Raw genomic sequence first — 23,984 nt, forward strand, 5'->3', positions numbered from 1 at the left:
GTGCGACCGTGGACCCATGCGCACCATGAGCCTCCAGGAGTTCACGGCCGTCACGGACGCCCTGTCCTCGGCGGTGCTCGAGGGCTGCCACGAGGTGCAGACGGAGACCTTCGTGGCGGTCCTGGGCCACGACGACTTCGCCGAGCCCGCCACCGGGCTCCGCGCCGACCTGGCCGACCAGCGCCACGAGGACAAGGTCCTCCTCGTCGCCCTCGCCGACGGCGCCCGCGAGCGTCCCGCCGACGTGCTGGGCTACGCCTGGCTCGTCCTGCACCGTGAGGACAACCGCCACCTCGCCGGCGTCGACATCCTCGTGCGCCCCTCGGCGCGGCGGGCCGGCACCGGCACGGCGCTGTGGCGCGCGGCCGAGGCGCGGGTCCGCGCGGCCGGGCGCACCACCGTGACGTCGTGGAGCGTGCACGGCCCCGAGCCGGAGGACGGACCCGGCGTCCTCGCCGCGCCGACGGGGGCCGGGCGGGTCCGCGCCGACGACCCCGCCACCCGCTTCGCCCTCACGCACGGCTTCGTCCTGGAGCAGACCGAGCGCCACTCGACCCTGGCGCTGCCGGTCCCGCCGGAGCGGCTGGAGGCCTGGCGAGCCGAGGCGGGCGCCGTCGCGGGCCCGGACTACCGCCTCGTCTCGTGGACCGGGCCGACGCCGGAGGAGCGCCTCGCGGGGATGGCCGCGCTGCGCAGCCGGATGAGCACCGACGTCCCCTCCGCCGGGCTCGAGTTCGAGGAGGAGGCGTGGGACGCCGAGCGGATGCGGCACGCCGACGAGCAGCTCGTCGCGCGCGGCGGCTCGCAGATGGTCACCGCCGTGGAGCACCTGCCATCGGCTGAGCTGGTCGCGTTCACCGCCCTGGACCGGCGCGAGCAGGACGTCATCTTCCAGCAGGACACCCTCGTCCGCGCCGACCACCGTGGGCGCCGCCTCGGGCTCCTGGTCAAGGCGGCCAACCTCCAGCTCCTGGCCCGGACCTTCCCGGGTGCGCGCCGGGTGCACACCTGGAACGCCGGCGAGAACCGCTTCATGCTCGACATCAACGAGCGCATGGGGTTCGTCCCCGCGAGCGTCGAGGGGGCGTGGCAGCTGCGCCTGGCGTGAGAGCGGCGCCTCCCTCGCTCGCCTGGGTCGGGAGCCTCGGTCGGGAGCCTCGCTGGGGCTCCTCGACCGGCAGCTCGTCCCGGGTGCTCAGCCCGCCGGGAGGTGGACGGCGAACCAGTCCAGTGCGAGCCGGGCGACCTCGTCCATCCGGTCGCCCACGCCGGGCTCGGCGCCCGCGAGGAGCTCGAGCCGGGAGCCGGCGGGCAGCAGGTGCAGCCCCTCGCGGGTGATGACCACCTGGTCGCTGGCCTCCTCGGTGTGGTCCCCGTGGACGAGGAGGACCGGCACCTTGACCGACCCGAGCAGCTCGGCCTGGTCGATGAGAGAGAAGTCGGCGAGGGTCTGGCGCGAGATCACGGAGTACTCCCGGGCGGCGGCGACGTTGTCGTCCGGGATCCGCGCGTGCCCCAGCCGTTCGAGGTCGTCGAGCTGTCCGGGCGAGAAGATCTCCTCCCACGGGTACGACATCGGTCCGGTCATCGCGCCGGTGAGGACCATGGTGACGACGTGCGGCGCCGCCGCCCGCATCGCCGCGAACGTGCCGAACGAGTGGGCGTGCACGGCCTGGACCGGGTAGCCCTCCTCGGCGAGCCACGCCGACGCCGAGCGGATGTCCTCGACCTCTCCCGCCACCGTGACGACGTCGTCGTCGCTGGCACCGCAGCCGGAGAGGTCCACCTGGAGGGTGGCGTACCCGGCGGCGCGGTACGCGGCGGCGAGCCGGTCGAACCGGGTCGAGGAGTGGCGGTCGGCGAGGAAGCCGTGGACGAAGAGCACCGCCGCGTGGCCGCCGGCGGGCTCGAAGGTCCCCGCGAGGTGGACGCCGCGGGGCGTGTTGATCGAGACCTCGGCCATGCCCCCACGGTAAAGGGTTGGTATGGGGCCGGTCAGCCCCTTCGTCGCCGGTCTCGCATCGCGGTCGCGGGCTCGTCGGGCAGGTGGGCGCGCCGGGCGGGCGGACCCGCCCGCCCGTGCGGTGTCAGGAGCCGGTGCCGACGGCGGCCGCCAGCCGGTCGAGGCACGCCCGCCAGAACTCCTTGGTCTCCGCAACCGCGTCCGCGCCCGGCAACCTGGTGTGCTGGACCGCCACCCGGACCTTGGCGCGGCCGTCGCGGCCCGGCGGCACAGGCTGGACGAGGACGCTCACCCGGCTGCCGTCGTCGCCCCGGAGCCGGAGCGAGCGCGGCTCGGTCGCACCCACCAGCGGCCAGTCGACGTCGAGCCAGTCGCTGCGCAGATCCTCCTCGCCGAGGTAGGGCCAGACCTGCTCAGCGGTGGCGTGCAGGGTGCGGGTCACGCCGGCCTCGAAGTGCCCGAGCGAGCTCTGCCCCGGCAGGCGCAGGCCGCGGGCCTGCTCGTAGCCGACCGTCACCGACTGCGCCCACCAGGCGTCCACATCGTGCTCGCCGCCGAGCCAGCGCGCGATGTGGGCGTGGTCCCACTCGCGAGCGCCCGCGTCGTCGAGGAGCGTGTACCAGGACGTCCGCGAGCGGCCCGTGGCGGCCTGGAGCCGCTCGTCGCCGACCTGCTGCTCCTGGCCGCGGATGCCCATGGCGGCGAGCCTACGCGCGGGCACCGGTCCGGTCAGCGCTGCTGGCGCAGCCGGTCCATCTCGGCGGCGATCTGCGCCGGTCCCGGCGGCGGGGAGTAGACGTCCATCGCGTGGAACAGCAGCCCGATGCCCCAGCCGAGGATCGGGAAGACCGGCCAGAAGAACGACGCCGCCCCGGTCATCCACCAGATGACCACGAGCAGGAGGTTCACGCTGACGTAGGCCAGGAGGTGAGCCTTGAAGTCGCGCTTGTCCTTGAGCCGCTTGACCGCAAGACGGCGGAGCTCGGCCTCGTCCGGGACGGGGTCGGCTGCGCCCGAGGTGTACTGCCCGGGTGTGTACTCGGTCATCGTGATCTCCTCACTCCCCCCACAGCAGCGTCACCCCCGGGGCGACGCCGGGCAAGGGCCCTCGGTCCCCGCGGCCGGTCCGCCCGGGTACTCGCCCCCCGGGTGCGCCGTCCCGGCGCCCGGGGGGCGCGCCGGGTGGGCCGTCGCTCGTGCGCTCAGGTCCTCGGCAGCCGTCCCCTGGTGAGGTACAGGATCGGACCGACCCAGCTGATCGCGATGACCCCCGCCCACCGCGTCTTGCTCCCGGCGACCGCCCACGCCGGCCGCCGGGCGAGGTCCACCCATGCCGTGACCGCCAGGGCGGCCTCCGCGACGCCGAGCGCGGTGACGGCCCGCCGCTGGGTGGTGCTCAGGTCGGACCAGCTGCGCGCGCCCATGGGGGACTCCTCGTCTCGGGTGGGACCAGTCTTGCCCGTCCTCCCCGGCCCTGACCAGGGCCCAAGGGCTCGACGGCGCCGCCGGCCTGCGCCACGCTGGGCCCACGCCGAGCAGAAGGAGGCCCCGTGACCTGGCCCCGACCCCCGGCCGTCGGCGTGACCGGCTCGCTCGTGCTCGTCGCGCGCGCCTACGGCGGTCCCCAGCACCAGGCGCTCGTCGAGCGGGACGTCCCCGCGCCCGGCCCGGGCGAGGTGCTCGTCCGGGTCCGCGCGGCCGCGGTCAACCCGGCCGACGTCAAGCGGCGCGAGGGGCTCTTCGGGACCACCCGCACGCCGCCCCTCGCCCTCGGCCTGGAGCTCTCCGGCGTCGTCGAGGCGCTCGGCCCGGACGTCACGGACCTCGACGTGGGCGACGGCGTCGTGGGCCGCCCGCGTCCGGGTGCCGGCGCCTTCGCCGAGCACACCCTCGCCCGGCGACGCGACGTCGTGGCCAAGCCGGCCGGTCTGCCGCACGAGGTCGCCGCCACCCTCCCGATCGCCGGGACGGCGGCCTGGGACGCGTTCCACCAGGTCGACCCCGGCGCAGGCCGCACGCTCCTGGTCATCGGGGTGGGGGGCGGGGTCGGTGATCTCGTCGCCCAGCTGGCCCGGGCCGCCGGGACCCGGGTGGTCGGCACGGGCAGCGAGAGCAAGCGCGCCCGTGCCGAGAGCCTCGGGGTCACGTTCGTGGCCTCCGGTCCTGGCGCGCTCGCGGCCGTCCGGGCAGCCGGCCCGGTGGACGCCGTGCTCGACCTCGCCGGAGGTGAGGCGCTGCGCAGCCTCGTCGCGGTCGTGGCCGACCGTGCGAGCGTCGTCAGCGCGGCCGACCCCGCCGCCGCCGTCGCGCTCGGGGGGCAGGCGCTCGAGCGAGGACCGGACGTGCTCGCGGACGTCGTCGCCGCGGCCGCGGAGGGTCGTCTGCGCCCGAACGTCACCGCCACCTACCCGCTGACACGCGCGGCCGACGCCGTGGCGCAGGTCGAGGGCCGGCACGCCGCCGGCAAGGTGGTCGTCCTGCCCTGAGGCCCATGTCTCAGGACGTGGGATGCGGGGCCCGCATGCTGGCGCGTGCACCCATACCCCGGCGAGTATGGAGCGTCCATCCCGAGCGGCCGAGAGACCTGGCTCCCCGACGCCGCAGCAACCCGCACCTGCGGGTGCTCCCGCCAGGACCGATGGAGCGTGATCCCATGTCCACCTCTAGCCTCTTGGCTGTGCCGACCACCCGCCCCACGGTCTCCTTCGAGCTCTACCCGCCCCGGCGGCCCGAGCTCGGCGAGGTCGTGTGGCAGCGCATCCTGCGGCTGGCCGAGGCCGCACCGGACTTCTTCTCCGTCACCTACGGGGCGTCCGGGTCCTCCCGCGACGCCTCCGAGCGCCTGGTCCGCCGCATCCTCGACGAGACCGGCGTCCCGGTCATCGCCCACCTCACCTGCGTCGGGACCACCCGCGAGGAGCTCGGCGCGCTCGTGCGGCGCCTCCTCGGCCTGGGGGTGCGGGACTTCCTCGCGCTGCGCGGCGACCCGCCGGCCGGTCAGTCCGTGTGGGCCCCCGCGGCCGGTGGTCTCGCCCGCTCCAGCGAGCTCGTCGGGCTCATCCGCCAGGTCGAGGCCGAGGAGCTCGGCGCACCCCGCGCCGACGGCGGCCGGGAGGCCGGCGTCACGGCGGCCGGGCCCTCGCCCGTCGCCCGCGAGCTGGGGGTGGACCCGGCCGACGTCGTCTCCGTCGCCGTGGCCGCCTATCCCTGCGGGCGCAGCCACACCCGCGAGGCCGAGCTCGCGGCGCTGCGGGAGAAGCAGGCGGCGGGCGCGGACTTCGCCATCACCCAGGTCTTCTACGACGTCGACTCCTACGCCTCCCTCGTGGCGGACGCCCGGGCGGCCGGGGTGCTCATCCCGATCCTGCCCGGCATCATCCCGCTGACCGACCCCGGCCGCCTCGCCCGGCTCGGCGAGCTCACGGGCGTCGACGTGCCGCCGGCCCTGACGGCTCTGCTCGCCGTCGACGACGAGGCCGAGCGCCTGCGCCGGGGCGTGGCGGCCACCGTGGACCTGGTCGAGGGCGCGCTCGCCGCCGGCGCACCCGGGCTGCACCTGTACACCTTCAACCGGGACCGGCCGGCGCTGGACGTCCTGGAGGCCCTGCGCGAGCGCGGGGTCAACAACCCCGCGCTGCCCACGGGCCTGCGCAGGAACCCGGCCCGGCCGGGCGCCCTGCCGCTCGAGCGCCGCTGACGTGGGGGCCGTGCTCGCGCGTCTGGACGTCGGCGGCGAGACGGTGGTGCTGCGCCGCGCCGTCGCCACCGACGTCGCCGGCATCGTCGATCTCCTCGCCGCCGACCAGCTCGGCGCCGGCCGCGACGGCGGCGACCTCGCCCCGTACCTGGCCGCCTTCGCCGCGATCGACGCCGACCCCGCGCAGCTGCTCGTCGTCGCGGTCGACGAGGGGGGCCGGCTCGCCGCCACCTTCCAGCTGTCCTTCATCCCGGGCCTCGCCCGGCGGGGGAGCCTGCGCGCCCAGGTCGAGGCGGTCCGCGTGGCGCCGGACCGCCGCGGCGACGGGCTGGGCCGAGCCATGATCACCTGGGCCGTGGACGAGGCCCGGCGGCGCGGCTGCACCCTCGTGCAGCTCACCACCGACAAGCGGCGGACCGACGCGCGGCGCTTCTACGAGGGGCTCGGGTTCACCGCCACGCACGAGGGGATGAAGCTTCTGGTCGCAGCGGACGGCGACGGCGTCTAACGTGTTCGCGGGCCTCGACCGGGGCCCGCGAGCAACGTGGGAGGACACATGCAGCAGCGCCGTATCGGCGACCGTCCCGTCAGCGCGATCGGTCTCGGTGGGATGCCGATGTCGATCGAGGGCAGACCGGACGAGGCGAGGTCCATCGCCACCGTGCACGCCGCCCTCGACGCCGGCATCACCCTCATCGACACCGCGGACTCCTACCACCGCGACCCCACCGACGTCGGGCACAACGAGCTCCTCATCGCCAAGGCCCTGCGCCTGGCCGGGGCCTCCGCCGACGACGTCCTCGTCGCGACCAAGGGCGGGCACCGCCGTCCGGGGGACGGCACGTGGACCAAGCAGGGCGACGCCGCGTACCTGCGCAAGGCCTGCGAGGCGTCCCTGCAGCGGCTCGACGTCGAGGCGATCGGGCTCTACCAGTTCCACCGGCCGGACCCGGCGGTGCCGTACGAGGAGTCGGTCGGTGCGATCCGCGACCTGCTCGACGAGGGCAAGATCCTCATGGCCGGCATCTCCAACGCCGACCCCGACCAGATCCGCCTCGCCCAGGAGATCCTCGGCGGACGGCTCGTCTCGGTGCAGAACCAGTTCTCGCCGTCGTTCCGCTCCAGCGAGCCCGAGCTCGAGCTGTGCGCGGAGATGGGCATCGCGTTCCTCCCGTGGAGCCCGCTGGGCGGCATCAGCCGTGCGGGCGACCTCGGCTCCACCCACGCCGCCTTCGCCGAGGTCGCGGCCGAGCGGGGCGTGAGCCCCCAGCAGGTCGCCCTGGCCTGGGAGCTGGCCAAGGCGGACGTCGTCATCCCCATCCCGGGGGCCTCCCGGCCGGAGAGCGTGCTCGACTCCGTCGCCGCGGTCGAGCTCGAGCTCACCTCCGAGGAGCTGGCCCGGCTCGACGGCTGAGCGTGGGGGCCGGCCCGGCGCGCGCCGGGCCGGCCCCGCCGGCTCACCGGCGCAGGCTCTCCTCGGTCCCCACGTGGATCCCGAGCCGCGGCAGGACCACGCGGTGGACGAGCAGCACGAGCGCCGTCGCGGCGAGGGCCACGGCGAAGACGGCGACCGAGGAGCCGACGTCGCCCATGAGGTCGGGGTCGACGATCATGACCACGGCCAGGGTGAGCATGAGCATCCCGCCGGCGAGCTTGAGCAGGCGGCCCTGCTTCTCCTGCAGCCGGGTGGCCCGCAGCCCGACGACCGCGGCGCCGAAGAGGGCCAGCTCGTCGAGCTGGTAGATGAGCAGGTACAGCGCCAGCAGGAGGACGAAGGTGCCCGCGGTCGCGCCCTGGCTGGTGAGGAGGTTCGTCCACAGCACCGGGAACCCCGCGGTGCAGGAGAACTCCACCAGCGAGACGCCCGCGGCGAGGACCACGGTCGCCCCCACGAGGGCGGGCAGCGAGTCGCCCTTGGCGATCACGGCGCGCATGCCGCGGTACAGCCCCGGCCGCCGCTCGTCCGCGATGGTGAAGGACAGGCCCTGCCGGTACCAGAAGTAGTCCTTGATGTTGACGACGGCGAAGAACAGCGCCACGAGCGCGACGAGCACCCGCAGCCACGCCGACATGCCCACCACGGTGAGGACCGTGAACAGCCCGGTGATGAACAGGCCGTAGATCGCGGCGGTGACGGTGATGAAGGTCAGGCCGATGACGGCCGTGCGCCGGCGTGACCCGCTGTGCAGCGTCAGGGCGAGCAGGACGGAGAGCACCCACAGCGAGCACGGGTTGAACCCGTCGACGACGGCGATGAGCGCGGTGCTCACGGTGAGCGAGTGCGCCCCCAGGTCCACCTCGCCGAGGAGCGGCAGGCGCAGCACCTCCGTGGCGGCCGCGGGGGGTGCCGGGTCCGGCCCCGCCACCGCGGGCGGGTCGAGCACGCCGGGACCGCCCGCGCGGGCGACCTCGCGCGCGTCGAGGCACCCGTGTTCGGCGCACGTGGCGACGGCGGCCTCGATCTGGGCCCCGTTGAGCTCCTCGGAGAAGCCGACCCAGTACTTCTCACCGAGGAAGATCAGCGGCACGCCGGTGGGCTCGAACCCGAAGCCGGCGGCCATCTCGGCCATGGGCTCGCGGTTCTCGGGGTGGTTCCAGACCTCGAAGTCGACGACGGTGGCGCCGTAGGTCTGCGCCAGCGACGCGAGGAACGGGCTGGCCTCGGCGCAGTGCGGGCACCCGTCGCCCCAGAAGTAGTAGATCGTCGGCGCGTCGGGATCCGCCGGTGCGGCCGCCGCACCCGCCGACCCGGATGTCGCTCCGGCGACGCCGTCCGGCACGGAACGGGCGGTCGGGTCGATGACGCCGTCCGGCACGGAGCGGGCGGTCGCGGGGGTGACGACCGCGAGGGCGGTCGCGACGAGGATCGCGAGGAACGCCAGGACGGCACCGAGGCTCACCCGCCGCACCGGTCGCCTCACCCGCCGCACCGGTCGCCTCCCTCGCCGCCCCGGCGCCGTCGCCGCCGGTCCGACCGGGCTCGAGACCGGCCCGGCCCTCCCATCGTGGGCCCGCGACCCGGCCCCCGCCGCGGACCCAGGTCCCGCCCGGTCGGGACGGTCAGGGGTGGCTGACCTCCGGCAGGGTGCGCCCGACCGCGACCCCCACCAGACCCAGGGCGGCGAGGAGGAGGAGCGCGGCCTCGGGTCCGATCGTCGCCAGCGCCCCGGAGACGGCGCCGACGACCAGGAGCAGCACGCCCATCGCCGTGTTCGCCACCGCGACGTACTCGGTGCGCCGGTCGCCCTCGGCCATGTCGACGACGTAGGTCTTGCGCGCCACCCGGATCCCGGTGTGGGTCAGGGCCAGGAGCAGGTAGACGAGCGGGTGGAGCCACCACGACTCCCTGACCGCGGTCAGGAGCCGCAGGGCGAGGAAGGCCAGGACGAGCAGCGACGCGGCACCGGCCCCGGCCACGAGGAGGGCGCGGCTCGAGCGGTCGGCCAGCCGGCCGAACAGCCGGCCGCCGAGCAGGCCGGCCACGCCCGAGGCGATGACGAACGGGCCGAGGCCACCGAGACCCACCCCGCCCTCCGCGGCGGCGAGCGCGACGACGAACGGCGGGCTCAGGGCCGAGACGAGCAGGAGGGTCCGCACGGTGACGAAGCGGCGGAACGGGGCGTCGGAGCGCAGCAGCGACCAGGCGCGGGTGAGCCAGCCGGGACCGTCCGGCGCCCGGACGGACGGCTCCGCCGGGGGCTCGACGATGCCGGAGTAGACGACCAGGGCGAGGACCCAGGCGAGGGCGGCCGCGCCGAGCAGCGCCGCGAGCACCGGCGGGGCGACGTCGTCCCCGCCGAGGGCCCGGATGCCGAGCCCCAGGGTGATCGCGACCAGGCCCGACAGGACGGTCGCGATGCCGTTGATCTGGCCGCGCTGGCCCTTCGGGACGGTCCGGCCGAGGACGTCCTTGTCCACCAGCGAGGTCAGCGCCCGGGCGAGGGCGAACACCGCCAGGGCAGCGAGCACGGCCACCCCCGCCACGGCGCCGGTCGTCGCCGCCGCCGCGAGGGCCATGGCCGCGGTGGCCCCGGCCTGGCCCGCGGCGCCGGCGACCCACAGGCCCTTGCGCACGCGGTGGCGCTGGACCCACGGCGACAGGGCCGCCTGGGGGAGCATCGAGCCGGACTCCCGCACCGGCACGAGGAGGGCGACGAGAACGGCGGGGGCGCCGAGGGAGGCGAGCAGCCAGGGCAGGACGGTCTTGGCGCTGACCACCTGGTCACCGGTGCTGAGCAGCGCGTTCGCGGCGATCTGGCGCAGCCCGTTGCCGGGTAGGCGGGCCGGCTCCGGCGCCGCGCCGGCCCCGGCGGGACCGGGGCGGACGAGGCGGCGGTAGAGCCGTTCGGCGGTGGGCATGACGGAATGGTAGGAGCGGCTCAGGTCCGCGAGGGATCCTCCACCAGCGCCGAGGCGTGGTCGGGCACGTACGAGGACACCGACATCGGCGGACGCCGGTAGCCCGTGCCGGCGGGCCGCTCGGGAAGCTCGACCGACCCCCGGGAGGGGACGTCGTGGTAGGGCAGGGACTCGAGCAGGTGGTGGATCATGTTCAGCCGCGCCTGCTTCTTGGAGTCGCTGGCCACGTGGTACCAGGGCGCCGACGAGGTGTCCGTGTGGACCATCATCTCGTCCTTCGCGCGGGAGAAGTCCTCCCACCGGGTGATCGACTCCAGGTCGATGGGGGAGAGCTTCCACTGGCGCAGCGGGTCGTGCAGGCGCTTGCGGAACCGGGCGAGCTGCACCTCGTCCGAGACGGAGAACCAGTACTTGCGCAGGTGGATGCCGTCCTCGACGAGCATCTGCTCGAAGATCGGGCACTGGCGCATGAACCGTTTGACCTCCTCCGCGGAGGCGAAGCCCATGACCTTCTCCACCCCGGCGCGGTTGTACCAGGAGCGGTCGAACAGGACCATCTCCCCGGCGGCGGGCAGGTGCTCGACGTAGCGCTGGAAGTACCACTGCCCCTTCTCGCGCTCGGTCGGTGCGGGCAGCGCCGCGATGCGCACCACCCGCGGCGAGAGGTACTCGGTGATCCGCTTGATCGTCCCGCCCTTGCCGGCGGCGTCGCGGCCCTCGAAGATCACCACCACGCGGGCGCCGGTCTCCTTGACCCATGTCTGGAGCTTGCCCAGCTCGCCCTGGAGCCGGTAGAGCTCGGCCGCGTAGACCTTCGGTGGGATCCGGGTCGTGCGGAACCCGCCCTCCTCGCCGCCGGCGACGCCGTCACGCTCGCCGTCGTGCTCGCCCCCGGGGCCGCCGTCCGTGTCGCGCCGCTTCGCGTGAGCCATGGCGCCAGGCTAGACCTGGCACCGCGCGCGCGGCGGGGCGATCAGACCTAGGCTCGGGGCCAGACCGCACCACTGACGCACGGAGGTATTTCATGGGCAAGCTCTCGTTCCTCACCGGCGCCGGCATCGGCTACGTCCTCGGCGCCCGCGCCGGCCGGGCCCGTTACGAGAAGATCAAGGGCGCGACCGCGAAGCTGTGGGAGAACCCGAAGATCCAGCAGAACGTCCACAAGGTCGAGGCCAGGGTCACCGACGCCGCGAAGAACAGCGGGTCGCAGCTGACCGACAAGGTCGCCTCCACCGTCAAGGGCAAGCTCTCCGGCTCACGCGGCGCGCACCACCCCGACTTCCCCGTGGGCAACACCGGCCGGGGTACGGACGGCCCGATGCCGCCCACCACGCCGCAGCCCCCGCTCTGACGCCGGCGACCGTCCGACCGACACCGGCGGCCCGTCGTGGCCGCCGGTGTCGGCGCGCAGGTGAAGACTGATCCCATGCCCGTCCTGCGTGCCCTGGTCCGCCGTCCCGGACCCCGCCTCGCCGAGGGGATCGTCACCCACGCGAGCGGCGGCCCCGTGGACGTCGCCCTCGCGCACCGGCAGTGGGCCGAGTACGTCCGCACCCTCCAGGACGCCGGCTGGCAGACCCTGGAGGTCGAGCCCGCCGACGACCAGCCCGACGCCGTCTTCGTCGAGGACACCCTCGTCGTCTACGGCGACCTCGCCGTGCTCACCCGGCCCGGCGCCCCCGGGCGGCGGGGCGAGCTGCCCGCCGTCGCGGAGGCCGCCGCCGAGGCCGGGTACCGGGTCGCGCGGATCGAGGCGCCGGGCACCCTCGACGGTGGCGACGTCCTGAAGTTCGGTGGCACCGTCCGGGTGGGGCGTAGCGCCCGCACCGACGACGACGGCATCCGCCAGCTCGCCGCCCTCCTCGGGCCGATGGGGGCGCGCGTCGTTCCGGTCCCGGTGCGCTCGGTCCTGCACCTGAAGTCTGCCGTCACCGCCCTGCCCGACGGCACCCTCGTCGGCCACCCGCCCCTCCTCGACCACCCCTTCGACGACCTGCTGCCCGTCCCCGAGCCCAGCGGTGGCCAGGTCGTCCTCCTCGAGCACGGCACCGTCCTGCTCGCGGCCAGCGCCCCGCGCACCGCGGAGCTGCTCCGCAGGCGTGGCCACCGGGTGGTCACCGTCGACATCAGCGAGCTCGAGAAGCTCGACGGCGGCGTGACGTGCCTGTCGGTGCGCCTGCGCGACGAGGGCGCCGCCGCCGGCGCGCGGTCGTGAGCGCACCGGACCGGCTCGTGCCGGGGCCCGGCACGCCGGTGCCGGCCTCGACGACGGCGCGGGGCGTGGGTCTCGTCGGTCTCGGCGCGATGGGCCGGCCCATGGCCCTCCACCTCGCCCGCGCCGCCGCCGAGCGCGGGACCGAGCTCGTGGTCACCACCAGGCGGCCCGCCACCGCCGCGGCGGCGCTCGCGGCCGGCGCGCGCTGGGCAGCCACGCCGCGCGAGCTGGCGGCGCGCTGCGACGTCGTCGTCGCGATGGTGCCGGACCTGCCCGACGTGCGAGCGGTCACCGACGGCGAGGACGGACTCCTCGCCGGGGTCGCCGGGCCCACCGTCCTCGTCGTCGGCGCGACCGTCTCGCCGCAGGGGGTCCGCGACCTCGGAGGCGACCTTCGCGCGCGCTCCGCCGGCCGGTTGCGCCTGGTCGACGCCCCCGTCAGCGGCGGGGTCGAGGGCGCCGCCGCGGCGACGCTGTCGATCATGGTCGGCGGCGACCCGGAGGACGTCGCCCGCGCGGAGCCGTGGCTGCGGGCGCTCGGCCGGCCGGTCCACCTGGGCCCGCTCGGCAGCGGCGAGGTCGCCAAGGCGTGCAACCAACTCGTGGTGGCCGCCACGACGGCGGCGCTCGGGGAGGCGGCCGTCGTCGCCGAGCGCGCCGGGCTCGACCTCGCGGCGCTGCTGGACCTCCTGGGCTCCGGCTACGCCGGCTCCCGGCTCCTCGAGGTCAAGAAGGACAAGCTCGTCGCCCACGACCACAGCCCGGCCTCCCCGGCACGCTTCATGATCAAGGACCTGGCGTTCGCCGCCGAGGCCGCGGAGGGGGCCGGGGTGGTGCCGGCGCTCCTGCCCGCCCTGCGTGAGCTGTACGCCGCCCTCACCACCGCGGGTCTCGGCGACCTCGACTCCACGGTCGTCCAGCGCTACCTCGACGAGCACTCCCCCGACTGACCGGTCAGCACCGGACGGCCGGTTCCTGGTCATCCCGACCTCAGGTTTCCTTGCCCCGACGGCGATTCTTCGGTCCGGCGAACAGTGGGCGATCCCACCCCGGCCGGGGTTGGGAGGGCTCTTGTCCGCTGCGACGATGGACGGATGTCCTCCTCCTCCGCCGATCCCGTGCACCGCCGCCCGAGCAAGGAGCAGGTGCGCCGGTGGCGCCAGTACCTCGCCGACGAACGGGCCGAGGCGGCGGTGTACCGCCACCTCGCCGCCCGTCGCCACGGCGAGGAGCGTGAGATCCTCCTGGGCCTGGCCGAGGCCGAGGCCCGGCACGAGCAGCACTGGCGCGACCTCCTCGGTGATCAGGTGGGGCGCCCCGTCCGCGGTGCGCTGCGGGTCCGGCTGCTCGCCCGGCTGGCCCGGATGTTCGGCGGGGTCTTCGTCCTCGCGCTGGCGCAGAGCGCAGAGCAGCGCTCTGCCTACGACGGCGACGGCGACGCGACCAGCGCGATGGCGGCGGACGAGCGCGTCCACGGCGAGGTGGTCCGGGCGCTGGCCGCGCGTGGCCGCTCCCACATGTCCGGCACGTTCCGGGCTGCCGTCTTCGGGGCGAACGACGGCCTCGTGTCCAACCTCGCCCTCGTCCTGGGGGTGGGGGCCGCGGGCGTGAGCTCCGGGACGGTGCTCCTGACCGGTGTGGCGGGTCTGCTCGCCGGCGCCCTGAGCATGGGGGCGGGGGAGTACGTCTCGGTCCGCTCCCAGCGCGAGCTCCTCGACTCCTCCCGGCCGGACCCCCGCTCGCACGAGAGCCTGCCGGACCTCGACGTCGACGCCAACGAGCTCGCCCTGGTCTACCGCGCCCGCGGGATGGACGCCGCCGCGGCGAGCGCGCACGCGACCGAGGTCCTCGAGCGTGTTCGCGACGGCCACCACGTCCCGGACCGGGCGGAGCCCGACTACGAGGAGATCGGCACCGGCTGGCGGGCCGCGACGTCGAGCTTCACGTTCTTCGCCGTCGGTGCCCTCGTCCCGATCCTGCCCTACCTCCTCGGCGCCACGGGGCCGGCGGCGGTCCTGCTCTCCGCCGGGCTCGTGGGGCTCGCGCTGCTGGGCACGGGTGCCGTCGTCGGGGTCCTGTCCGGCGCCCCGCCGCTGCGCCGCGCGCTGCGCCAGCTGGCCATCGGGTACGGCGCGGCCGGGGTGACCTACCTCCTCGGCCTCGCCTTCGGGACCACGGTGGCCTGAGGCGGTCACGTACGTCCCGCTCGTGATGCCCCCATAACCATCGTCACCTGAACTCTTGACCCCTGTAGTGCATGTCACCTACGTTGAATCGTTACAAAGGCCATCCAGCCCAGCGAAGGATTCGACGATGAGTCTCAGCCCCACACTGTCCGCCCGCGTCGTCGCCGCTCTCGCGGCGTCCGCCCTGGTCACCGGCGCGGCCGGTGCCGCGTCGGCCGCCCCGCCCGCGCCGCCCCCGCAGGAGCCGCAGCTCGAGGTCCTCGACCGCGGTCTCGTCGCCGCGGTCACCGACGACGGCGTCTTCCTCAGCTGGCGCCTCCTCGGCCACGAGGTGACGGGCGCGACGGCGACCGGGATGACCGGCGCCGACTTCAACGTCTACCGCGACGGTGAGCTCCTGACCACGGTCACCGACAGCACCAACCACCTCGACGCCGGCGGCTCGGCGACGAGCGAGTACCGGGTGGTCGCCGTCGTCGACGGCGTCGAGGTCGACCGCGGGGCCACGACCTCCCCGTGGACCCAGCCGTACACCGAGCTGCCGCTGCAGCGGCCGGCCGACGGCGTCACCCCGGTGGGGGAGGCGTACACGTACTCGGCCAACGACATGTCCGTCGCGGACGTCGACGGCGACGGCGCGTACGAGTACGTCGTCAAGTGGGACCCGTCCAACTCCAAGGACGTCTCCCAGAAGGGCTACACCGGCCCCGTCTACATCGACACCTACGAGGCGGACGGCACGCTGCTCCACCGCCTCGACCTCGGCCCGAACATCCGCGCCGGCGCCCACTACACGCAGTTCATGGTCTACGACTTCGACGGCGACGGCCGGGCCGAGACGATGCTCAAGACGGCGCCCGGCACGAAGACCGTGACGTACGGCCCCGACGGCTCCCCGACCGAGGAGTACATCACCCTGCCGGCCGAGGACGTCGCCGCCGGGTACTCCAACGATGACGACTACCGGCTCAGCGCCGAGGGCTACCGCGACCACCTGGTCGAGGTTTTCCGGGGCTGGGACTCCCACCCCGAGGTCGTCGCGGGGAGCTGGCCCGCGACCATCGAGGAGGCGCTCGGCATCGACCCCGTCCACGACTACCCGCTCTCCCAGGAGAGTGCCGAGGCGCTCGTCGACCACTTCATCGACGTCTACGCCCCGCAGCGCAGCGGCCGCAACGACCTCACGACCTTCGAGGGCTTCATCCTCTCCGGGCCCGAGTACCTCACCGTGTTCGACGGAGCCACCGGCGAGGAGCTCGAGACGGTCCACTACAAGCCGGGCCGCCACGACGACGGCCTCATGTGGGGCGACTACGCGATGTCGCGCATCGAGCCGGGCAACCGCGTGGACCGCTTCCTCGCCGGCGTCGCCTACCTCGACGGCGTCAACCCCTCGGCGGTCTTCGCTCGCGGCTACTACACCCGCTCCACCCTCGTCGCCTACGACTGGGACGGTGAGCACCTGAGCGAGCGGTGGTACGTCGACTCGGGCTGGACGCCGATGTCCAACCCGTTCAACGACGGCCCGCACGGCGTCGACGGCACCGACCCGGAGTTCGCGACGCTGACCACGCAGGGCTTCCACTCCCTCAGCGCCGCCGACGTCGACGGCGACGGCCGGCACGAGATCGTCTACGGCGCCGCCACGATCGACCACGACGGCTCGCTCCTCTACTCCTCCTTCGACACCATGCCCGCGGCCAGCGCCCAGCCCGGTGCTACCGCCCGCCTGGGCCACGGCGACGCCATGCACGTCACCGACATCGACCCCGACCGGGAAGGCCTGGAGATCTTCACCGTCCACGAGGGCGGGCCCTGGGCGCCCTACGGCAACGCGATGCGCGACGGCGCCACCGGTGAGGTCCTCTTCGGCACCTACTCCGGCCGGGACACCGGGCGCGGCATGATCGGCGACGTCGACACCTCCACCCGCGGCATCGAGGTGTGGGCGTCCATGCCCGGCGGCACCGACGGCTCGGGCCTGCTCAGCGCCACCGGCGCCCAGCTCGCGCCGACGACCCCCGGCACCAACCAGTCCATCCGCTGGGCCGCCGACGGCAGCACCCAGATCGTCAACGGCTCGCGCGACGACACCCCGACGATCGACGACCGGGAGCGCGGCACCCTCCTCACCGCCGAGGGCACCCGCACCAACAACTGGACCAAGGGCAACCCCTCGCTCGTCGCCGACGTCCTCGGCGACTGGCGCGAGGAGCTGCTCGTCCGCACGGTCGACAGCTCGGCGATCCGGATCTACCTCTCGACCGAGGTGACGGACCGCAAGCTCTACACGCTCATGCACGACGTGCAGTACCGGGCCGAGGTGGCCCGGCAGAACACGACGTACAACCAGCCGTCGTACACGAGCTTCTACCTCGCCTCGGACACCGACTTCACCGAGGTCCCGGTGCCGGCCTACCGCGCCCCGGGGGCCGCAGCGGCGCCGGCCGACGTCCTGGCCGGGCTCGTCGAGGACGGCGAGGTGAGCGGTGCGGCCGCCGCCAAGCTCACCGAGACGGCGGAGCAGGCCGAACGCCACGCGGCGGCCGGGCGGTTCGACCAGGCCGCCGACGCCCTCGACCGGCTGGTGCGGCACCTCGGCTCGCCCGCGGGCACGGTCTCGCCCGCGGCCGCGGCGATCCTCACCCACCAGGCGGGGGTGGCGAGCGGGCTCCTGGGCTGATCCCCGCGGGGGTGGCGGTCACCCGGCCGCCACCCCCGCGCGCCGCCGCCACGGCGGCGCGCGACCACGCCGCAGCCCTCGCGGGGCACGGCGTCCGACCGGAACGACCCCACCGACAGGCCGGACGGCAGCGACGCCGTCCGCCGAGGAGCAAGAGATGACATCACCCACCCCACCCGGGCGCCGGCGCGGCGTCCTGGCCGCGGTCGTGGCCACGGGCGCCCTCATCGGAACCGTGTCCGTCCAGGCGACGGCGTACGCCGAGCCCGGCGAGCCGGTCGTCCACCGCTTCGACCTCCAGCCGCCGGGCGCGCCGGTGGCGGAGGGCTTCACCGAGGTGACCCGCACCGCCACCTACACCGCGGAGAACGGCTACGGCTTCACCGAGCTCAACCTCGGTGACCGCGACCGCGGAGGCGCGCTGGACGCCCTGCGTCGGGACTTCGTCCTGCCCCCCGTCGGCTCGGGCAGCACCTTCGTCGTCGACGTGCCGGACGGCGAGTACCACGTGACCACCTGGTCGGGGGACGGCATCGCCTCGAGCCGCACCGCCTACACGATCGAGGGCGTCGCCTACGGGGACCAGGGCGCCTCGAGCGGGACCGTGAACGAGCGCGTCTTCGACCCGGTCGTCGTCGAGGACGGTCAGATGACCATCCACGTCGCGGGCAGCTCGCCGCGGCTCAACGGCATCCAGATCCTCTCCGCCCTCGCCGCGCCCACCGGACTCGCCGCGAGCGTCGACTTCGCGGCCCCGTCGGTGACGCTCACCTGGGACGCCGTCCCGGACGTGGACGGCTACCGCCTCTACCGGACCGCCGCGGACGGCGAGGCGGAGCTCGTCACCGAGCAGCCCGGCACCAGCTACACCGACGCCGGGGTCCAGCTCGCCGGTGAGTACTCCTACCAGGTGGCCGCCGTCGCGCAGGGCCGTGAGGGCACCCTCTCCGACCCGGTCGACGTCAGCGTCGTCGACCCCGACGTCGCGCCGCCCGCCACGCCCACCGACCTCACCCTGGCCGACATCGGCAAGGAGCACATCGCGCTGACGTGGACCGGCGACGACGCCGCCACCGCCTACGACGTGCAGCGGTCGCGCTCGCCGGAGGGACCGTTCGCCACCCTCGCCCGCGTGAGCGAGACGTCGTACACCGACGAGGACGTCCTCACCACCGTCGAGTACTCCTACCGCGTCGTCGCGGTCAACGCCGGCGGCGCCTCGCAGCCCTCCGCCGTGCTCACGACCGAGGCCGTGACCACCCTCGTCCGCCAGGCCGAGCACCTCGACCGCGCACCCGTCGCCGTCCGGTCCGACGACGGCGTCCACGTCGGCTGGCGCCACCTGGGCACCGACCCCGACGGCATCGCCTTCCACGTCTACCGCGACGGCGTGCGCATCACCGACGAGCCCGTCACCGGGGCGACGAACCTCCTCGATGAGGGCGGCGACGCCGGCTCCACCTACCGGGTCACCGTCGTCACCGACGACACCGAGGCCGACGCCACCGAGGACTTCGGCGTCTGGGCCGAGGGCCACCTCGACATCCCGCTGGACAAGCCCGCCGACGGCGTCGTGAACGGCCAGCCCTACAGCTATCGGGCGAACGACGTCTCGGTCGGCGACCTCGACGGCGACGGCACCTACGAGGTCGTCCTCAAGTGGGACCCGACGAACTCCCAGGACAACTCCCGGTCCGGGTACACCGGGAACGTGCTCGTCGACGCCTACGAGCTCGAAGGCACCCGGCTGTGGCGCGTCGACCTCGGCCGCAACATCCGCGCGGGCGCCCACTACACCCAGCCCATGGTCTACGACCTCGACGGCGACGGCCGGGCCGAGGTCGTCATGAAGACCGCTGACGGCACCACCGACGGTGCCGGCACGGTCATCGGCGACGCCGACGCGGACCACCGCAACTCGGGCGGCTACGTGCTCGCCGGGCCCGAGTACCTCACGCTCTTCGACGGGGAGACCGGGGCCGCGCTCGACACGGTCGACTACGTGCCCCCGCGCGGGAACGTCGGCGCCTGGGGCGACGGGTACGGCAACCGCGTCGACCGGTTCCTCGCCGGCGTGGCCTACCTCGACGGCGAGCGGCCCAGCGTGGTCTTCAGCCGCGGGTACTACACCCGCACCGTGGTCGCGGCGTGGGACGTCGTCGACGACGCCCTGGTCGAGCGGTGGGTGTTCGACTCCGACGAGGCCGGCGAGCAGTACGAGGGCCAGGGCAACCACCAGTTCTCCGTGGCCGACGCCGACGGCGACGGCAAGGACGAGATCGTCTTCGGGGCCATGACGATCGACGACGACGGCACGGTCCTCAACAGCTCCGGGCTGGGCCACGGCGACGCCATGCACGTCTCGGACCTCGTCCCCGACCGGGAGGGCCTGGAGGTCTTCCAGGTGTTCGAGTGCATGAGCTGCTCCGGCAACCGGGCCGCCGCCATGCGTGACCTCGCCACGGGCGAGGTCATCTGGGACATCCCGGGCAACCGGGACACCGGGCGGGGTGCGGCCGCGGACATCGACCCTCGGTTCGACGGCGCCGAGGCGTGGGCCATCGGCGGCGACTACGCGTGGAACTCTCAGGTCGGCCACCTCATGGCGGCCGACGGCACCCGCATCGGCGAGCAGATCCCGGCGGCGAACTTCGTCACCTGGTGGGACGGCGACCTCCTGCGGGAGATCACCGACCACGACTTCGACGCCACGACCCGCGAGGGCGTGCCCACGGTGTCCAAGTGGGACTACGAGGCCGGCGAGCAGGTCGAGCTCATGACCCTGACCGACCTGCGCACCAACAACGACACCAAGGGCAACCCCGCACTCCAGGCCGACCTGTTCGGCGACTGGCGCGAGGAGCTCGTCTACCGCACGGCGGACTCCACCGCCCTGCGGGTGCTCACCACCACCGACGTCACCGGGCACCGGCTTCGCACGCTCATGCACGACCCGGTCTACCGGCTCGGCGTCGCGGGGCAGAACGTCGCCTACAACCAGCCCCCGCACACGAGCTACTTCCTCGGTGAGGGCATGGAGCGGCCGCCGGCACCGAGCATCACCACGGTCGGCGGCCCGGACGTGGCCCGGCCGCCGTCGGCGCCGGGCAACGTGCGCCTGAACGACGACAACGCGCGCGGCACCGGTGTGCACGACGGCGACTACACCGTCACCGCGACCATGAACGCCGGCCAGAACGCCACGGTGTTCCGCCTCTACGAGAACGGGGTGGTCATCCACTCCGAGCTCCTGACGGACGACACCGCCGAGCCGCAGGTCGTCGAGGTCGCGATCACCGGCCGGGCGAACGGCGACTACCGGTACGTCGCCGAGCTCGTCAACGCGACCGGCACCACGACCTCGCCCGAGCGGAAGGTCAAGGTCAAGGACGCCGGCTGACGCCTCAAGGGGTGCGGCGGCGCAACATCCGCAGAACGGGCGGGCCCGGTGGGATCACCCACCGGGCCCGCTCTGCGTGGGGCTCAGCTCTCCTGCACGACGGCGACGCCGTGCGCGGGTACCCGGACCTCGCCGTCGACGTCGGTCGCCCGGATCAGCTCGCGTCCGTGCGTGGCCACGGTGACGTCCGCGCCGGTGTGGTTGACGACGAAGAGGAAGCTCGTCCCCTCGCCGTGCCGCCGGACGACCTCGACCCCGTCGGGTGCCTCAGCCGCCGGCGCCACCCCGGCCTCGGTGAGGAGCGCGTCGACGACCCGGGCGGTGCCGGTCTCGTCCAGCCGGGTCGCGGCGTACCAGGCCACGCCGTCGCCGACCGCCCGGCGGGTGACCGCGGGCCACCCCGCCAGCGGGCCGTCGGCGTACGTGCGCACCGCCTCCGCGCCGGCCAGGTGCGTCTTCTCGGTCCACAGCTGCGACGACGTGCCGTCGTCGAGGGTGCGCCGCTCGCCGTCGAGGAGCGGGAAGAACTCCTCGGTGCGCACCCCCAGCAGATCGCGGAAGGCCCCGGGGTAGCCGCCGAGACGGACGTGGTCGTGCTCGTCGACGATCCCGCTGAAGAACGTCACCAGGACCGAGGCACCCGCCTCGGCGGCCCGGGCGACGGCCGCGGCGGCGTGGTCGGTGACGCAGTAGAGCGTCGGGATGACGACGACCCGGTAGCCCGTGAGGTCCGCCCCGGCGGGGACGAGGTCGACGGTGACGTTGCGCCGCCACAGCGCCCGGTACCAGGCGAGCACCTCGTCGGTGTAGCGCAGCGCCTGGGTGGGGTGGGAGTCCAGCTCGGCGCCCCACCAGGCGGGGTAGTCGAAGACGAGGGCGACATCGGCGCGCACGCGGCTGCCGCGCACCGGGCCCAGGGCGCCCAGCGCGGCACCGAGCTCGACGGTGCGCCGCCACACGTTTGTGTCCCGCCCGGCGTGGGGGACCATCGCGGAGTGGAACTTCTCCGCCCCGGCGGCGGACTGGCGCCACTGGAAGAACATCACGGCGTCGGCGCCCCGGGCGACGTGGGTGAGGGAGTTGCGCAGCATCTCGCCCTCGCCCTTGGCGCGGTTGCGCGGCTGCCAGTTCACCGCCGAGGTGGAGTGCTCCATGAGGATCCACGGGTCGCCGCCGGCGACGCCGCGGGTGAGGTCCGCGCTGAAGGCCAGCTCGACGTGGCCCTCCGGGTCGTGGGCGCGCAGGTAGTGGTCGTTCGCGACGACGTCGAGGTCGCCCGCCCAGGAGAAGTAGTCCATCCACTTCGTGCCGGTGGAGAGCATGAGGTTCGTCGTCGTCGGCACGTGCGGGGTGACCTCGCGCAGGACGTCGCGCAGCGCCCGGTAGTGGACGAGGAGCTCGTCGGAGGAGTACCGCGCGAAGTCCAGCTGCTGGGTCGGGTTGGCGTACGTCGGGGCGGTCCGCGGGGGCAGCACCTCGTCGAAGGAGCCGTACCGCTGGGACCAGAACGCCGTCCCCCAGGCGGTGTTGAGCGCCGCGACCGTGCCGTAGCGTCGCTCGAGCCACCGCCGGAAGGCGGCCGCGGCGTCGTCGGAGTAGTCGTGCGGGACGTGGCAGCCGAGCTCGTTGTCCACGTGCCACAGCGCCAGCGCCGGGTGCTCGCCGTACCGCTCGGCCATGGTCCGGGTCATGCGCAGGGCGTAGTCACGGAAGACCGGCGAGGACACCGAGTAGGCCTGGCGCCCGCCCGGGTGCAGCACCGTGCCGTCGGCGAGCTCGGGGAGGATCTCCGGGTGCTTGCGGGTCAGCCACGGCGGTGGGGAGGCGGTCGCCGTCGCCAGGGCCACCCTGATGCCGGCGCCGTGGAGCCGGTCGAGCGTGTCGTCGAGCCAGCCGAAGTCGTGCTCGCCCTCGCGCGGCTCGAGCATCGCCCACGAGAAGATCCCGACGCTGAGGATGGTCACCCCCGCCTCGCGCATGAGCCCGACGTCCTCCAGCCGGACGTCCAGCGGCCACTGCTCGGGGTTGTAGTCGGCGCCGTAGTCCAGGCCTCGGGTCATGTCTGCGGTTCCTCTCTGGTGGTCGTGCCCGACGGCACGGTCGTCTCGTCCGGCCGGCGGCCGGTGGTGTGCCGGAGCTGGTCACGGTCGTGCCGAACCTCGTCCGGGGTGCGGGCCCGCCACCACAGCACCGCCGCGACCGCCGCCGTGGCGGTCAGGGCGAGCGCGCCGGTGACGGCGAGCCCGGCGCGCACGCCGAGCTCCTCCGCGAGCCGTCCCTGCAGCAGGCCGCCCAGGGCGTGGCCGACGAGCAGGACGGGGGTGTAGATGGCCAGCACCCGCCCGCGCACCTGCGCGGCGGCGGTGAGCTGGACGTAGGAGACCGCACTGGTGAGGAAGAACTGTGTCGTGGCGCCGACGACGGTCAGCGCCGCGAGGAAGGCGGCGTGCCCGGGCACGAGCGCCGCCGCGGTCTCGGCGACGGCGAACGCCGCGGAGCCGGCCACGACGGTGCGGACCCGCAGACCCGGGAGCCGGGAGGCCAGGAGCGCCCCGACGAGGGCGCCGGCCGCGGCGAGGCTGTTGTACAGGCCGAACCCGCGGGCGCCGGTGTCCCACACCTCCTCGGCGAACGCGGAGTACACGACGGGTCCGTTGAGCCCGAAGGCCCCCATGAGACCGGCGAGGACGACGACGGCGGCCAGGCGCGGGCGGGTCAGGACGTAGGCGAAGCCCTCCCGCAGCTGCCCGGGCGCGCGGGCCACCGGCGCGGCGCGGTGCAGGTCGGCCGGCCGCATGGCCGCGACGAGCGTCACGACCGCCAGGCAGACGAGGGCGTTGAGACCGAACGACCACCCGTCGCCGACCTCCGCGATGAGCAGCCCGGCCAGGGCCGGGCCGACGAGCCCGCCGCCCTGGTTGAGGGCGTTCGTCACCGAGACGGCGGTGCGCAGTGAGGCGTCGCCCGCCACCTCGCCGACGAGCACCTGACGGGCCGGACCCTCGACGGCGGCGACGACGCCGAGCAGGGTGGCGGCCACGTAGAGGTGGGCCACGGTGACGACGCCGGTGAGGGTGACCGCGGCCAGGGCCGCCGCGAGGAGCGCCGTGGCGGTCTGGGCGCCCATGACGAGGCGGCGCTTGTCGTGGCGGTCGGCGAGCAGCCCGCCCGCCGGTCCCAGGAACAGCAGGGGGAGGAACTGCAGGGCCACGAGCACCCCGACGGCGGCGGGGCTGCCGGTGAGCTCCAGGACGAGCCAGTCCGTGGCCATGCGGAGCATCCACGTCCCGGCGCTGCCCAGGGCCTGGGCGCCGAGCAGCAGCCGGAAAGCCGGTCGCCGCAGCAGCGGAGCAGGCGGGACGGGATTCATGCGACTCCTCGGCGAGGTCGGCCCTTGTGACCCGGACAACAATATTGTAACGTTTCACTCACGCACCTTGTCCGGCCGGTCGCACGGCACCTACGTTCGGGAATGCGCTTA

Annotated in this window: 20 protein-coding genes and 1 riboswitch; of the genes, 11 read left to right on the plus strand and 9 right to left on the minus strand. The window is 74.5% G+C overall.

Translation table 11 applies throughout. The features are described 5' to 3' along the window. The first annotated feature begins 16 nt into the window (after positions 1-16). Positions 17-1,108, plus strand: coding sequence for a GNAT family N-acetyltransferase (locus AAEM63_RS00420; RefSeq protein WP_341359776.1), 1,092 nt, complete (start codon positions 17-19; stop codon positions 1,106-1,108). An 87-nt stretch (positions 1,109-1,195) separates the two neighbouring features. Here the strand turns inward: AAEM63_RS00420 and AAEM63_RS00425 are convergent, their stop codons facing one another. From AAEM63_RS00425 to AAEM63_RS00440, 4 genes are all read right to left on the minus strand, one after another. After that, positions 1,196-1,963 (minus strand): alpha/beta fold hydrolase, encoded by a 768-nt coding sequence (locus tag AAEM63_RS00425; RefSeq protein ID WP_341359777.1) that lies wholly within the window; start codon positions 1,961-1,963, stop codon positions 1,196-1,198. A gap of 124 nt (positions 1,964-2,087) precedes the next feature. Then, positions 2,088-2,660: a hypothetical protein gene (locus AAEM63_RS00430; protein WP_341359778.1), complete on the minus strand. Its 573-nt coding sequence runs from the start codon at positions 2,658-2,660 to the stop codon at positions 2,088-2,090. Positions 2,661-2,692: 32 nt separating this feature from the next. Beyond that, the gene (locus tag AAEM63_RS00435) at positions 2,693-3,010 is read right to left on the minus strand and encodes a 2TM domain-containing protein (protein WP_341359779.1); all 318 of its coding nucleotides are present in this window, start codon (positions 3,008-3,010) and stop codon (positions 2,693-2,695) included. Positions 3,011-3,165: 155 nt separating this feature from the next. Further along, positions 3,166-3,387: a PLDc N-terminal domain-containing protein gene (locus AAEM63_RS00440; RefSeq protein WP_341359780.1), complete on the minus strand. Its 222-nt coding sequence runs from the start codon at positions 3,385-3,387 to the stop codon at positions 3,166-3,168. 126 nt (positions 3,388-3,513) lie between these two features. On the opposite strand from AAEM63_RS00440, the gene AAEM63_RS00445 reads away from it, so the two are divergent. The 4 genes from AAEM63_RS00445 (at position 3,514) to AAEM63_RS00460 (ending at position 7,074) form a co-directional block, all read left to right on the plus strand. Further along, positions 3,514-4,449: an NADP-dependent oxidoreductase gene (locus AAEM63_RS00445; RefSeq protein ID WP_341359781.1), complete on the plus strand. Its 936-nt coding sequence runs from the start codon at positions 3,514-3,516 to the stop codon at positions 4,447-4,449. Between the two features lie 73 nt (positions 4,450-4,522). Then, positions 4,523-4,608: riboswitch (SAM riboswitch) on the plus strand. A gap of 8 nt (positions 4,609-4,616) precedes the next feature. Then, positions 4,617-5,660 carry a methylenetetrahydrofolate reductase gene (locus tag AAEM63_RS00450; RefSeq protein ID WP_341359782.1) on the plus strand — a complete coding sequence of 348 codons (1,044 nt, stop codon included), beginning with the start codon at positions 4,617-4,619 and terminating at the stop codon, positions 5,658-5,660. Between the two features lie 10 nt (positions 5,661-5,670). Continuing rightward, entirely contained in the window at positions 5,671-6,168 is a 498-nt protein-coding gene (locus AAEM63_RS00455) for a GNAT family N-acetyltransferase (RefSeq protein ID WP_341359783.1), read from the plus strand. 48 nt (positions 6,169-6,216) lie between these two features. Further along, positions 6,217-7,074, plus strand: a complete 858-nt coding sequence (locus AAEM63_RS00460; RefSeq protein ID WP_341359784.1) for an aldo/keto reductase — start codon at positions 6,217-6,219, stop codon at positions 7,072-7,074. A 43-nt stretch (positions 7,075-7,117) separates the two neighbouring features. Here the strand turns inward: AAEM63_RS00460 and AAEM63_RS00465 are convergent, their stop codons facing one another. From AAEM63_RS00465 to ppk2, 3 genes are all read right to left on the minus strand, one after another. Then, positions 7,118-8,560, minus strand: a complete 1,443-nt coding sequence (locus tag AAEM63_RS00465; RefSeq protein ID WP_341359785.1) for a hypothetical protein — start codon at positions 8,558-8,560, stop codon at positions 7,118-7,120. A 160-nt stretch (positions 8,561-8,720) separates the two neighbouring features. Continuing rightward, positions 8,721-10,019 carry an MFS transporter gene (locus AAEM63_RS00470; protein ID WP_341359786.1) on the minus strand — a complete coding sequence of 433 codons (1,299 nt, stop codon included), beginning with the start codon at positions 10,017-10,019 and terminating at the stop codon, positions 8,721-8,723. 20 nt (positions 10,020-10,039) lie between these two features. Next, positions 10,040-10,951: a polyphosphate kinase 2 gene (gene ppk2 / locus AAEM63_RS00475; protein WP_341359787.1), complete on the minus strand. Its 912-nt coding sequence runs from the start codon at positions 10,949-10,951 to the stop codon at positions 10,040-10,042. 92 nt (positions 10,952-11,043) lie between these two features. On the opposite strand from ppk2, the gene AAEM63_RS00480 reads away from it, so the two are divergent. From AAEM63_RS00480 to AAEM63_RS00505, 6 genes are all read left to right on the plus strand, one after another. Further along, positions 11,044-11,370 carry a YtxH domain-containing protein gene (locus AAEM63_RS00480; RefSeq protein ID WP_341359788.1) on the plus strand — a complete coding sequence of 109 codons (327 nt, stop codon included), beginning with the start codon at positions 11,044-11,046 and terminating at the stop codon, positions 11,368-11,370. 75 nt (positions 11,371-11,445) lie between these two features. Beyond that, entirely contained in the window at positions 11,446-12,234 is a 789-nt protein-coding gene (gene ddaH / locus AAEM63_RS00485; protein ID WP_341359789.1) for a dimethylargininase, read from the plus strand. After that, positions 12,231-13,184 carry an NAD(P)-dependent oxidoreductase gene (locus tag AAEM63_RS00490; protein ID WP_341359790.1) on the plus strand — a complete coding sequence of 318 codons (954 nt, stop codon included), beginning with the start codon at positions 12,231-12,233 and terminating at the stop codon, positions 13,182-13,184. Before ddaH ends, AAEM63_RS00490 begins: the two co-directional genes overlap by 4 nt. Before the next feature lie 144 nt (positions 13,185-13,328). Next, positions 13,329-14,420, plus strand: coding sequence for a VIT1/CCC1 transporter family protein (locus tag AAEM63_RS00495; protein WP_341359791.1), 1,092 nt, complete (start codon positions 13,329-13,331; stop codon positions 14,418-14,420). A gap of 127 nt (positions 14,421-14,547) precedes the next feature. After that, complete coding sequence (locus AAEM63_RS00500) at positions 14,548-17,103, plus strand: rhamnogalacturonan lyase (protein WP_341359792.1); 2,556 nt, start codon at positions 14,548-14,550, stop codon at positions 17,101-17,103. Between the two features lie 157 nt (positions 17,104-17,260). Next, the gene (locus AAEM63_RS00505) at positions 17,261-20,503 is read left to right on the plus strand and encodes a hypothetical protein (protein ID WP_341359793.1); all 3,243 of its coding nucleotides are present in this window, start codon (positions 17,261-17,263) and stop codon (positions 20,501-20,503) included. Between the two features lie 83 nt (positions 20,504-20,586). Here AAEM63_RS00505 and AAEM63_RS00510 read toward each other — a convergent pair whose 3' ends face one another. Together AAEM63_RS00510 and AAEM63_RS00515 are read right to left on the minus strand one after the other, a co-directional pair. Next, entirely contained in the window at positions 20,587-22,563 is a 1,977-nt protein-coding gene (locus tag AAEM63_RS00510) for a beta-galactosidase (RefSeq protein ID WP_341359794.1), read from the minus strand. After that, on the minus strand, positions 22,560-23,873 hold the full coding sequence (locus tag AAEM63_RS00515; RefSeq protein ID WP_341359795.1) for an MFS transporter: 1,314 nt from the start codon (positions 23,871-23,873) through the stop codon (positions 22,560-22,562). The genes AAEM63_RS00510 and AAEM63_RS00515 overlap by 4 nt, the downstream gene beginning before the upstream one ends. Between the last annotated feature and the right edge of the window lie 111 nt (positions 23,874-23,984).

This window comes from Georgenia sp. M64 (genome assembly GCF_038049925.1).
GTDB lineage: Bacteria > Actinomycetota > Actinomycetes > Actinomycetales > Actinomycetaceae > Georgenia.